We start from the raw sequence: 11,916 nt of genomic DNA on the forward strand, positions 1-11,916 counted from the left end.
CGCTTCCCCGGAACGGGGGAACGAGCCCGTCGCACGGGAGGGGAACAGCACGGTGCGAGGCGTACGTGAGCGACGGTCCGGACGGCGGACGGTCATGGTCGCCGCCGCCTCGGTGGTGGTGGCCCTGGGCACCGCGGCCGGGCTGCTGACCGCACTGGGCGACGGGCACGACGGCGACGACCCACGCGGCGCGGACCGGGCCCGTCCGAAGGTGAGCGCGACGCTCCTGTCCCCCTCGACCGCGAACCCGCCGTCCCCGTCCGGGTCCCCCTCGGCCTCCGCCCCGACCGCGCGGCCGACGCCCTCGCCCGGCCGTACCGCGCGCAAGCCGCGGGCGGCCGCCGTGACCACGAACCTCTACCGCCACCCCGAGTCCCAGGTCCTCGACTGGGTCCGCGCCAACCCGGCGGATCCGCGCACCGCCGTCATCGAGTCCCGGATCGCGAGCCGGCCGGCGGCGGTGTGGTTCACCGAGTACGCCCCCGACACCGTGACCTCGCGGGTCCGCGCGGTCACGGCGGGCGCCGCCGCCCAGGGCCGGGTGCCCGTCCTCGTGGCGTACGCGATCCCGGACCGCGACTGCGGCGGCGCCTCCGAGGGCGGGGCGCCCGACCTCGACGCCTACGCGGGCTGGATCGACGCCTTCGCCGCCGGACTCGGCTCCGGCGAGGTCGTGGTCGTCCTGGAGCCCGACTCGATAGCCCAGACCGACTGCCTCGACGAGGCCGGGCGGGCCGGCCGTCTCGCCGCGCTGGCCCGCGCGGGACGTGTGCTGAAGGCGGCGAACCCGAAGGCGCGCGTCTATTACGACGCCGGGCACTCCGGCTGGAACGATCCGGCCGAGCAGGCCGCGCTGCTGAAACAGGCCGGTGCCGCCTCGGCCGCCTCCTCCGACGGGATCTTCAGCAACGTCTCCAACTTCCACCGCACGGCGGACGAGGTGGCCTACGACCGCCGGGTCCTGGGCGCCCTGGGCGGCCCGCCCGGCCTGGGCGCAGTCATCGACACCAGCCGCAACGGCAACGGCGCGCCCACCGACGGCGAGTGGTGCGACCCGGACGGCCGGAGCATCGGCCGGGCCCCCACCTTCCGGACCGGTGAGGCCCGGATCGACGCCTACCTGTGGGTGAAACTGCCGGGGGAGTCGGACGGCTGCAAGGGGTCGGCCGGCGAGTTCAGCCCGTCGTACGCCTACGAACTGGCCTCGTCGTAGCTGCTGGTGCCCTCGTCGAGCAGGGGCCCCGGCGACCTGAGGTGGGCGGGCGCGAACGCGCGCAGTGCGTGGTAGCCCGTGATGACGACGACCGTGCCGAGCGCGATACCGCTCAGCGAGAAGGTGTCGGTGAACTCCAGCGTGACGTTGCCGACGCCGATGATGATGCCCGCCGCGGCCGGCACCAGGTTCAGCGGATTGCGCAGGTCGACCCCGGCGTTGATCCAGATCTGCGCGCCGAGCAGGCCGATCATGCCGTAGAGGATGACGGTGATGCCGCCGAGCACCCCGCCGGGGATCGCGGCGACGACCGCGCCGAACTTCGGGCACAGGCCGAAGAGGAGGGCGAACCCGGCGGCGGCCCAGTAGGCGGCCGTCGAGTAGACCCGGGTCGCGGCCATCACGCCGATGTTCTCGGAGTAGGTGGTGTTGGGCGGCCCGCCCACCGCGGTGGACAGCATCGAGCCGACGCCGTCGGCGGAGATCGCCGTACCGAGCCGGTCGTCCAGGTTGTCGCCGGTCATCTCGCCGACCGCCTTGACGTGGCCCGCGTTCTCCGCGACCAGGGCGATCACGACGGGGAGTGCCACGAGGATCGCCGACCATTCGAAGGACGGGCCGTGGAAGGACGGCAGCCCGATCCAGTCGGCGTGACCGACCCCGGTCAGGTCGAGCCGCCAGTGGTCGGTGACCTTGCCGCTCGCGTCGGCGGAGTGGATCCGGCCGAAGATCCGGTCGAACGCCCACGAGATGCCGTACCCGAAGACGAGGCCGAGGAAGATCGCGATGCGGGACCAGAAACCGCGCAGGCAGACCACCGCCATCCCGGTGAACGCCATGACCAGCAGGGCCGTCCACTGGTCCTGCGGCCAGTAGGTGGTGGCGGTGACCGGGGCGAGGTTGAAGCCGATGAGCATCACGACCGCGCCCGTCACGATCGGCGGCATCGCGGCGTGGATGATCCGCGCCCCGAACCGCTGTACGGCCAGTCCGACGAGGAACAGCGCGACCCCGACGACGAACACCGCGCCGGTGACCGTGGCGCTCGTCCCGCCCTGCGCCCGGATGACCGCGGCCACGCCGACGAAGGACAGCGAGCAGCCGAGGTAACTGGGCACCCGGCCACGGGTTGCGAGCAGGAAGATCACGGTCGCGACGCCGGACATCATGATGGCGAGGTTGGGGTCGAGACCCATCAGGACGGGTGCGACGAAAGAGGCCCCGAACATCGCCACCACGTGCTGGGCGCCGAGTCCCACCGTGCGGGGCCAGGAGAGCCGCTCGTCGGGACGGACCACCGCGCCGGGCGCCGGGGTGCGTCCGTCGCCGTGCAGTTTCCAGCGGACGCCAAGATCCATGGTGCGGGTTCGCTTTCCTGGGGGTGCGGGTGTCCGGACCATTCTCACGTGAAACCGGAGGGTGAGCGACCGCTTAGCGACCCCGTACGATGAGGGTAGTTTCCCCGTACATGCACCTCGTACCCGCACAGGAGCCCCCGCCGTGACCGCCGAAGCCCCGAGCGCCCCCGCTGTGTCGTACGGCCGGCTCATGCCCGTCACCGTCCACTTCGACGACCTGGACGCACTGGGCATGCTGCACAACGCCCGCTATCCGCTGCTCGTCGAGCGGGCCTGGACCGAGTTCTGGCAGGACAACGGCGTCCGCTTCGAGGGCGACTGGGCGAGCGCCGGGGATGCCTGCAACGTGGTCAAGGAACTGCTGATCGGCTACGAGGCCCCGGTCACCCGTACCGGCACGTACGCCGTCCACCTCTGGCTGGACCGGCTCGGTACCACGGGGCTGACCTACGGCTTCCGGTTCTGCTCGGCGGACGGAGCCACGACGTACGCGCGCGGCACCCGCGTCCTGGTGCGACTCGACGCGACCACGATGCGCCCCACGCCGTGGAGCGACGCCTTCAGGACCGGGGGCCGGGCACTGCTGCGGCCTGCGGACTGACCTTCGCACCGGTCCGCTCGCCGCCCCGCAGCACTCCCGCGAACAGTACGAGCCCGCACGCCAGGACCGTCACCACGACGAAGGACACCACCAGGCTGGTCGCCTGCGCCACGCCGCCGATCAGGCTCGGGGCGATCAGCCCGGAGGTGTAGGTGATCGTCGCGACGCCCGCGATGGCCTGGCTGGGGTTCGGCCCGCTGTGCCCGGCCGCCGCGAAGCACAGGGGTACGACGACCGCGATGCCCAGCCCCATCAGCCCGAACCCGCCCATCGCCACCGCCGGATGCCCCGCGACGACGATCAGCAGCCCGCCCAGCGCGGCGAGGACACCGCCCGCCCGGACGGTACGCACCGCGCCGAACCGGTTCACCACGGCGTCGCCCACGATCCGGGCCACCGCCATCGTGAACATGAAGCCGGTCGTACAGGCGGCCGCCGCCCCGGCCGACGAGCCGAGCTGGTCGCGCAGGTAGACGGCCGACCAGTCCAGGCTGGCGCCCTCCGCGAACACCGCGCAGAAGCCGACCGCGCCGATGAGCAGCGCCGAGCGGGGTGGCAGCGTGAACCGCGGGGGCGGCTCCTCGTCCTCGGCGGGGCGCAGATCCAGCACCCAGCGGCAGGCCAGCAGGCCGAGCAGGGTGAGGACGGCCGCCGCCAGCACATGGTGCACGCGCGCGTCCGCACCGAGGTGCGCGGCGAGCGTTCCGCCCGCCGAACCGATCAGGGCGCCCGCGCTCCACATGCCGTGCAGTCCCGACATGATCGACCTGTCGAGCAGCTGTTCCACCTCGACGCCCAGGGCGTTCATCGCGACGTCGGCCATGCCCGCGCTCGCGCCGTACGTGAACATCGCCAGGCAGAGCGTCAGCAGGTTCGGGGCGAGGGCGGGCAGCGTCAGGGACAGCGTCCACAGGACGAGCAGTCCGCGCAGGGCCGCGCGGCTGCCGAAGCGATGGGTGATCGAGCCGGCCAGCGGCATCGCGCAGGCCGCGCCGAACGCCGTGAAGGCGAGCGCGAACCCGAGCTGTCCGGTGGAGACGTCGGCGTGGTCCTGGATCCACGGCACGCGGGTGGCGAACGAACCGGTGACCGCGCCGTGCACCGCGAACACGGCCGCCACGGCGTACCGGGCGCGCCGCACCTCCGACGGTGCGTGGATCACTTCGTCCACTCCGCTCATTCTCCCGTCCCTTCCGGATCCGCGCCGCGCCGTCGCGATGCCGTCGTAAACTATCAGGAACCCTGCCTGATAAATAGATGCCGACGGTCGGCGACAGCCGGTCGGGCCCCTCGGCCATGGGAGGATTCCCGCCATGCCCGCATCTCCGAGCACCGCCCGGGCCATCAACGACCGGCTCGCCCTCCGCCTGCTCCAGCACGAAGGCCCGTTGACGGCAGGGCAGTTGAAGCAGCTCACCGGCCTGTCCCGGCCGTCGGTCGCCGACCTCGTCGAACGCCTCACCGCCTCCGGTCTGATCGAAATGGTCGGGGAGGCGGGCGCGCAGCGCCGCGGGCCGAACGCCAAGCTCTACGGCATCGTCGCCGACCGCGCCCATCTGGTCGCGCTGGACGTGCGCACCGAGGGGGTCACGGTGCTCGTCTCGGACCTGGTCGGCCGGGTGCTCGCCGAGGCGTCCGTGCCGATCGGCGGCGACACGGGCACCGGGACGGCCGTGGAACAGGCGGTCTCGCTGGTCGAGCGGGCGGCGAAGGAGGCCGAGGCCGTCGGGGCGCCCCCGCGCGAGGGTCTGCGGACCTGGGGGCGGCTGCACACCCTCGGCATCGGCGCACCCGGGCTGATCGACCCCGCCAGCGGTGAGCTGCGCGACTCCAGCGGCCTGCCCGAGTGGCACCGCCGACTGGTGGCCGCGCTGCAGGAACGCTTCCCGGCCGCGCACGCGCACGTCGAGAACGAGACCAACCTCGCCGCCCTGGCCGAACAGCGCGAGGGCGCCGCCCGGGACCGCGACACCTTCGTCCTGCTGTGGCTCGGCCACGGCACCGGCGCGGCCGTCGTCCTGGACGGCGCACTGCGCCGCGGCGCCTCCGGCGGCACCGGCGAGATCGGTTTCCTGCCGGTACCCGGCACCGGCGGCCTGCCCTCGGCGACGGACTGCGAGGGCGGCTTCCACTCGCTGGCCGGTTCGGCGGCGATCGCCGCCCTGGCGGGAGAGTACGGGCTGACGGCGCACGCGCGCTCCGACGAGCCGGTGGCGGCGGCGCTGGTGCGAGCGGCGGTGGACGCGCCGGACACCGGGGCCGCCGCCGGTTTTCTCGACGCCCTGGCCGACCGGCTCGCCCTCGGCGCGGCCTCCGTCGTCGCCGTCCTCGACCCCGGCTGTGTGGTCCTCGGCGGGGAGGTCGGACAGGCCGGCGGGGAGGTGCTCGCGAGCCGGGTGGCACGGCGGCTCCGGCAGATGGCGCCGCTGCCCACGGAGGTGCGCGCCAGTGCCCTGGGCGGCGGCGCGGTGCTGCGCGGGGCGCTGCTGACGGCCCGTGACGCCGCGCAGGAGGAGCTGTTCACCATGGCGCACAGGACCGAGACGCACCAGGTCGTGTCCGCGACCTAGGGCCTAGCTGCGGATGCGCGTAGCCAGGTAATCCTCGAAGGTGCCCTTGCCCACCGCCCGCTCCGGCGCCAGGTGGCCGCCCGAGCGAAAGCCCCGGTAGGCCGCGCCCCACAGCGGCACGTTCACCACCGCGCACCGTCGGCCGCTCGCCTTCAAGAACGCGCGGGCCAGCGACTCGAAGGTGCGGACCTCGGGCCCGGCCATGTCGTCGACCCGGCCGGCCGGCGCGCCCGCGGCCAGCTCCGCGAGCCGATCGGCGACCTCGGCGACCTCCACCGGCTGGTCGCTCACCCCGGCCGGCAGCATCATCACCGGTACCTTGGCCAGCCCCTGGAAGAGCTGGACCAGCAGGTCGTGGAACTGGGTCGCCCGCAGCACCGTCCAGCCGAGCCCGGACTCCGCCAGCAGTTCCTCCACGGCGAGCTTGGCCTTGTAGTAGCCGAACGGCACCCGGTCGACGCCGACGATCGAGATGTAGAGCAGGTGCGGCACCCCGGCCTGCCGCGCCGCGGCGATCAGGTTCGCGGCCGCCTGCACATCGTCTCCGCGTGGAGTGGTCGCGCAGTGCACGATCGCGTCCACGCCCGCGACGGCCGCGTCGAGTCCTGGCCCGCCCTCGCGCAGGTCGACGGCGTACGGCCGGGTGTGCCGGCTCAGCACCCGCACCTCGTGCCCGTCCGAGCGCAGCCGTTCGGTGACGAGCCTGCCGAGGGTTCCCGTACCGCCGGTCACCAGGATCGTGGTCATACCGTTCAGCCCCTTCGGACACCGGGCGCTCCCGGTCGGAACGCCCTCCGTCGGGTCAAGCTTGTCGGGGTCGGCCACGGCTCGCATGTCCCGCGGCTCACGGCGGGGATCCGGCCCGCCGGAACGCGCGGCGATCGGCCGGGGCGAAGGGACCCGGCGGCGGGCAAGGGCCGTCGTCACCGCCGCCGGGCCGCACTCCGCCGACCCTAGAAAGGACTAGACCAGTACGTCAATAGGTATGGACCAATCCTGGTGCGGGCCTGGGTGGGCCTCGAACCGGCCCGGACGCAAGCCGAAGTGACGACCTGTGAGCCACCCCACATCCTTCACCTGTATGGACGCCTACCCGGCGTGGCACACTGGCCCTGTAAATCAAAGCAGCGCACTCCGGGGTCGGTGAAAGTCCGAACCGGCGGTTACAGTCCGCGACCCGGTCGCTTCCAGCGACCGGTTGACCAGGTGAAATTCCTGGACCGACGGTTAAAGTCCGGATGGGAGGCAGTGCGCGGCGGGCGGGCATTCGTGCGCGCCGCCGTATACGTACTCGTCCGCGGACGAGTCTGTCCGGCGTCGCCCCCGGTGTCGTTGCCCGTACCTGCTGTCGTCATCGACAGGCCCCGGAGTCCGTGCCCGAAGAGGCAGGAGGACCCGGGAAGTGTTCACCGGAATCGTCGAAGAGCTGGGTGAGGTCACCGCCGTCGAGAATCTCGGCGACGCCTCCCGCTTCCGGCTGCGCGGCCCCGTCGTGACCGACGGCGCGAAGCACGGCGACTCCATCGCCGTGAACGGGGTCTGTCTCACCGTCGTCGAGCACGAGGGCGACGAGTTCACCGCCGACGTCATGGCGGAGACCCTGAACCGCTCCAGTCTCGGAGCACTCGGCGTCGGCTCCCGCGTCAACCTCGAACGCCCCACCGCCGTCGGCGACCGCCTCGGCGGGCACATCGTGCAGGGCCATGTCGACGGCACCGGAGCGGTGTTGGAGCGCAAGCCCTCCGAGAACTGGGAGATCATCAAGATCTCCCTCCCCGCCGACCTCGCCCGGTACGTCGTGGAGAAGGGCTCGATCACCGTCGACGGCATCAGCCTCACGGTCGTCGAGGCCGGCCCCGACTTCTTCACCGTCAGCCTCATCCCCACCACCCTCGCCCTGACCACGCTCGGCCTCAAGCAGGCCGGCGACCCGGTCAACCTCGAGGTGGACATCGTCGCCAAGTACGTCGAGCGCCTGCTGACCACCACCCGGGGAGCGGCGCAGTGAACTCGCTGAACTCCGAGGCCTTCACCCTCCTCGACCAGCACATCCTCTGGTCGGACATGATCGGCAACATCCTCGGCCTGATCACCCTCGCCCTCGGCTGGCGCCGCTCGCTGTGGACCTGGCCGGTGCAGTTCCTCTCCGGGCTCGTCCTCTTCGGCGCCTTCTTCGGCCATCTGACCGGCAGCGCCGGCAAGCAGGTCGTCGTCATGGTCGTCGCCCTGTACGGCTGGTGGCAGTGGAACCGCAGCAAGGGGCGGTCCGAGGACGGCCAGATCACGCCCCGCTTCGCGACCTGGATCGAGCGCGCGGCCATGGTCGGCGCCGCCGCCGTCGGCACGGTCGCGGTGGCCCTGCTCTTCAAGGCCCACCCGTCCCTGTCCTGGGACCCCTGGCCGGACGCCTACATCTTCGTCGGCACCATCGTCGCCATGTACGCCCAGGCGCGCGGCATGGTCGAGTTCTGGATCGCCTGGCTCCTCGTCGACCTCGTCGGCGTCCCGCTGAACTTCGCCAACGGCTACGCCTTCTCCGGCTTCGTCTACGTCATCTACGGCGCGCTCGTCCTGTGGGGCATGCGCGACTGGTGGCTGCGCTCCCGCAAGGCCTCGCAACCCGCTCTGGAAGGAGCGCCGGCATGAGTACCGCACCGATCCTCTACAGCACGGACGGCATCGAGGACTTCGCGCTGGACCCCGTCGAGCGGGCCATCGCCGACATCGCCGCCGGCCGTCCCGTGGTGGTCGTCGACGACGAGGACCGCGAGAACGAGGGGGACCTCGTCATCGCCGCGGAGAAGGCCACCCCGGAGATCGTCGCCTTCATGATGAGCGAGTGCCGCGGCCTGATCTGCGCCCCCATGGAGGGCGACGAACTGGAGCGTCTGAAGCTCCCGCAGATGGTCGAGGACAACACCGAGTCGATGAAGACCGCGTTCACGGTCTCCGTCGACGCCTCCGCAGCCCACGGCGTGACCACCGGCATCTCCGCCGCCGACCGCGCCACCACGCTGCGGCTCCTGGCGAGCGGCACCACCGAGGCCACGGACTTCGTCCGCCCGGGACACATCTTCCCGCTCCGCGCCAAGCCCGGCGGTGTGCTGACCCGTGACGGCCACACCGAGGCGGCCGTCGACCTCGCCCGTCTCGCGGGGCTGCGTCCGGCCGGCGCGATCGTCGAGATCGCCGGCGAGGACGGCCGGATGCTCCGCCTGCCCGAACTGATCCCGTTCGCCCGCAAGCACGGCCTGACGATCATCTCCATCGAGGACCTGATCGCCTACCGCCGCAGCGCCGAGCCCACCGTCCGCCGCGAGGCGCAGACCCGGCTGCCCACCGTCCACGGCACCTTCACCGCGTACGGCTACCGCTCCACCGTCGACGGCGTCGAGCACGTCGCCCTGGTCCACGGTGAGATCGGCGACGGCGAGGACGTCCTCGTCCGGGTGCACTCCGAGTGCCTCACCGGCGACATCTTCGCCTCCCAGCGCTGCGACTGCGGCCCCCAGCTGGACACCTCCCTGGAGCGCATCCAGAGCGAGGGCCGGGGCGTGGTGGTCTATCTGCGCGGACACGAGGGCCGGGGCATCGGTCTGCTCTCCAAGCTGAGGGCCTACGAGCTCCAGGAGCAGGGACACGACACCCTCGACGCCAACCTGGAGCTGGGCCTGCCCGCCGACGCCCGTGACTACGCGGCCGGCGCGCAGATCCTCGAGGACCTCGGCGTGCGCAGTGTGCGCCTGATGACCAACAACCCCGAGAAGACCGACGCCCTCGTCCGGCACGGCATCGAGGTCACCCGGCGCGAGCCGATGCCCGTACAGGCGGGCGAGCACAACATCCGCTACCTGCGCACCAAGCGGGACCGGATGGGACACGACCTGCCCTGGCTGGACACGGCCCCCGTGTCCCCCTGCGGCAACCAGTAACGCAAGTCGGCAAGGCACGAAAGGCAAGAGGAGAGACGTGAGCGGCAAGGGCGCACCGGAGCTGTCCGTACGCAATGTGGGTGACCTGCGGGTCGCCGTCATCGCGGCACAGTGGCACGAGAAGGTGATGGACGGACTGGTCGACGGCGCGCTGCGCGCCCTGCACGACCTCGGCATCGACGAGCCGACCCTGCTGAGGGTCCCCGGCAGCTGGGAGCTCCCGGTCGTCGCCAAGGTGCTGGCCGGACGGGGCTACGACGCGATCGTCGCCCTCGGCGTCGTCATCCGCGGCGGCACCCCGCACTTCGAGTACGTGTGCCAGGGCGTCACCCAGGGACTCACCCAGGTCTCCGTCGAGACCGGCGTGCCCGTCGGCATGGGCGTCCTCACCTGTGACACCGAGGAGCAGGCCCTGGACCGGGCCGGCCTCGAGGGCTCCAACGAGGACAAGGGGCACGAGGCGGTGACGGCGGCGGTGGCGACCGCGGCCACCCTCCGCTCAGTATCCGAACCCTGGCGGTAGGCAGGCCGGCACAACGGCTAGGGTGGGATCACCATGTCCAAGAAGACGTTCGAGGAGCTCTTCACCGAGCTCCAGCAGAAGGCCGCCAACGGCGACCCCGCCACTTCCCGCACCGCAGAACTGGTCGGGAAGGGCGTCCATGCCATCGGCAAGAAGGTCGTCGAAGAGGCCGCAGAGGTCTGGATGGCGGCCGAGTACGAAGGCAAGGAAGCAGCCGCCGAGGAGATCTCGCAGCTGCTCTACCACGTCCAGGTGATGATGGTCGCCCGCGGAATCTCGCTGGACGACGTGTACGCCCACCTGTAAACATCATTTTTCAGACACCACCGCACATATCCGCCCCGATCGTCACGTTCCACGCGAAGGAAGCCGACCTCATGCTGCGCATCGCCGTCCCCAACAAGGGTTCCCTGTCAGGCCCCGCGGGGGAGATGCTGCATGAGGCCGGCTACCAGCAGCGCCGCGAGTCCAAGGAGCTGCGGATCGTCGACCCGGTCAACGACGTCGAGTTCTTCTACCTCCGCCCCCGGGACATCGCGATCTATGTCTCCTCCGGGCGCCTCGACATCGGCATCACCGGCCGCGACCTGCTGATCGACTCCGGAGCCAACGCCGAGGAGATCCTCCCGCTCGGCTTCGCCCGCTCCACCTTCCGCTTCGCCGGCAAGCCGGGCACGGCCGCCGGCATCGAGGACCTGCAGGGCCGGACGGTCGCCACCTCCTACGAGGGCATCGTCGCCAAGCACCTGGCCGAGCAGGGCGTCGACGCCTCCGTCGTCCACCTCGACGGCGCCGTCGAGACCGCGATCGAACTGGGTGTCGCCGAGGTCATCGCCGACGTCGTCGAGACCGGCACCTCACTGCGCAACGCGGGCCTCGAGGTCTTCGGCGAGCCCATCATGAAGTCCGAGGCCATCGTGATCCGGCGCACCGGCGCGGACGTCGAGGAGCCCAAGGTGCAGCAGTTCCTGCGCCGTCTCCAGGGCGTCCTGGTCGCCCGGACGTACGTGATGATGGACTACGACTGCCGGGTCGAGCAGCTCGAGAAGGCCGTCGCGCTGACCCCGGGTCTGGAGTCGCCGACCGTCTCCCCGCTGCACAACGAAGGCTGGGTCGCCGTCCGCGCCATGGTCCCGGCCAAGGAGGCCCAGCGGATCATGGACGACCTCTACGACATCGGCGCCCGCGCCATCCTGACCACGGCCATCCACGCCTGCCGACTCTGACCTCAGCCGGGAACATGTCCAACCTGCCGACCCTCCCCGTCACCTTCCGGCCAGGGCGCACCCGTGTGGTGCTGCTCACGGCCGGAGTGGTGATCCTCCTCGTCATCTCCGCCGTGGCGATGCTGCTGGAGCAGCTCGGCCCGGGGGAGCGGCTCAGCTTCATCCTCACCGGCGCCCTCATCTTCTGGGTGCTGGCCCAGCTCGCCCGGGTGCGGGTCGTCGCCGACGAATCCGGTGTCACCGTCGTGAACATCGCCAGCAGGCGGCGCCTGGACTGGGCCGAGATCCTCCAGGTGAACCTCCGTCCGGGCGACCCCTGGGTGTTCCTCAACCTCAGCGACGGCACCAGCCTGCCCGCCCTCGGAATCCAGCCGGGCATCGACAAGCAGCAGGCCATCGCCGACGCGCGCACCCTGCGGACCCTCGCGGAAGCCCGGTCCGTCCGGGACCCCGAGGAGTCCACAGAGCAAGATCAGGGCTGACTCGGGGCCGT

The 11,916-nt window shown here is 71.7% G+C and carries 13 protein-coding genes and 1 riboswitch; of the genes, 10 read left to right on the top strand and 3 right to left on the bottom strand.

Features of this window, described 5'->3' with window-relative positions; all coding sequences use genetic code 11:
- Positions 1-94: 94 nt before the first annotated feature.
- Complete coding sequence (locus OG933_RS35635) at positions 95-1,213, top strand: glycoside hydrolase family 6 protein (protein WP_405633599.1); 1,119 nt, start codon at positions 95-97, stop codon at positions 1,211-1,213.
- On the opposite strand, the gene OG933_RS35640 is transcribed toward OG933_RS35635, so the two are convergent.
- The gene (locus OG933_RS35640) at positions 1,192-2,571 is read right to left on the bottom strand and encodes a solute carrier family 23 protein (protein ID WP_362529654.1); all 1,380 of its coding nucleotides are present in this window, start codon (positions 2,569-2,571) and stop codon (positions 1,192-1,194) included. The genes OG933_RS35635 and OG933_RS35640 overlap by 22 nt on opposite strands.
- Before the next feature lie 142 nt (positions 2,572-2,713).
- Here OG933_RS35640 and OG933_RS35645 point away from each other — a divergent pair, with 142 nt between their 5' ends.
- On the top strand, positions 2,714-3,172 hold the full coding sequence (locus tag OG933_RS35645; RefSeq protein WP_142269335.1) for a thioesterase family protein: 459 nt from the start codon (positions 2,714-2,716) through the stop codon (positions 3,170-3,172).
- Here OG933_RS35645 and OG933_RS35650 read toward each other — a convergent pair.
- Complete coding sequence (locus OG933_RS35650) at positions 3,132-4,352, bottom strand: MFS transporter (protein ID WP_405630979.1); 1,221 nt, start codon at positions 4,350-4,352, stop codon at positions 3,132-3,134. The two genes, OG933_RS35645 and OG933_RS35650, sit on opposite strands and share 41 nt — an antisense overlap.
- Positions 4,353-4,485: 133 nt before the next feature.
- Between OG933_RS35650 and OG933_RS35655 the strand changes: the two genes are divergently transcribed.
- Positions 4,486-5,742: an ROK family transcriptional regulator gene (locus OG933_RS35655; RefSeq protein WP_405630982.1), complete on the top strand. Its 1,257-nt coding sequence runs from the start codon at positions 4,486-4,488 to the stop codon at positions 5,740-5,742.
- Positions 5,743-5,745: 3 nt separating this feature from the next.
- Here OG933_RS35655 and OG933_RS35660 read toward each other — a convergent pair whose 3' ends face one another.
- Positions 5,746-6,489, bottom strand: coding sequence for an SDR family oxidoreductase (locus tag OG933_RS35660; protein WP_405630984.1), 744 nt, complete (start codon positions 6,487-6,489; stop codon positions 5,746-5,748).
- Positions 6,490-6,867: 378 nt separating this feature from the next.
- Positions 6,868-6,998: riboswitch (FMN riboswitch) on the top strand.
- Between the two features lie 146 nt (positions 6,999-7,144).
- Between OG933_RS35660 and OG933_RS35665 the strand changes: the two genes are divergently transcribed.
- The 7 genes from OG933_RS35665 to OG933_RS35695 all read left to right on the top strand — a co-directional run bounded on the left by OG933_RS35665 (position 7,145) and on the right by OG933_RS35695 (position 11,905).
- Entirely contained in the window at positions 7,145-7,750 is a 606-nt protein-coding gene (locus OG933_RS35665) for a riboflavin synthase (protein ID WP_142269331.1), read from the top strand.
- A complete protein-coding gene (gene pnuC, locus OG933_RS35670; protein ID WP_020128901.1) occupies positions 7,747-8,388 on the top strand; it encodes a nicotinamide riboside transporter PnuC in 642 nt (213 codons plus the stop codon). Before OG933_RS35665 ends, pnuC begins: the two co-directional genes overlap by 4 nt.
- Complete coding sequence (locus tag OG933_RS35675) at positions 8,385-9,674, top strand: bifunctional 3,4-dihydroxy-2-butanone-4-phosphate synthase/GTP cyclohydrolase II (protein WP_054239551.1); 1,290 nt, start codon at positions 8,385-8,387, stop codon at positions 9,672-9,674. The genes pnuC and OG933_RS35675 overlap by 4 nt, the downstream gene beginning before the upstream one ends.
- A 37-nt stretch (positions 9,675-9,711) precedes the next feature.
- The gene (gene ribH / locus OG933_RS35680; RefSeq protein WP_020128903.1) at positions 9,712-10,197 is read left to right on the top strand and encodes a 6,7-dimethyl-8-ribityllumazine synthase; all 486 of its coding nucleotides are present in this window, start codon (positions 9,712-9,714) and stop codon (positions 10,195-10,197) included.
- 33 nt (positions 10,198-10,230) lie between these two features.
- Positions 10,231-10,503, top strand: a complete 273-nt coding sequence (locus OG933_RS35685) for a phosphoribosyl-ATP diphosphatase (protein ID WP_020128904.1) — start codon at positions 10,231-10,233, stop codon at positions 10,501-10,503.
- Between the two features lie 71 nt (positions 10,504-10,574).
- Positions 10,575-11,423 (top strand): ATP phosphoribosyltransferase, encoded by an 849-nt coding sequence (hisG, locus tag OG933_RS35690; RefSeq protein ID WP_020128905.1) that lies wholly within the window; start codon positions 10,575-10,577, stop codon positions 11,421-11,423.
- Between the two features lie 14 nt (positions 11,424-11,437).
- On the top strand, positions 11,438-11,905 hold the full coding sequence (locus OG933_RS35695; RefSeq protein ID WP_362529668.1) for a PH domain-containing protein: 468 nt from the start codon (positions 11,438-11,440) through the stop codon (positions 11,903-11,905).
- The last annotated feature ends 11 nt before the right edge of the window (positions 11,906-11,916 follow it).

The sequence above is a fragment of the Streptomyces sp. NBC_00016 genome (genome assembly GCF_045040885.1).
Classification (GTDB): Bacteria; Actinomycetota; Actinomycetes; order Streptomycetales; family Streptomycetaceae; genus Streptomyces; species Streptomyces coriariae.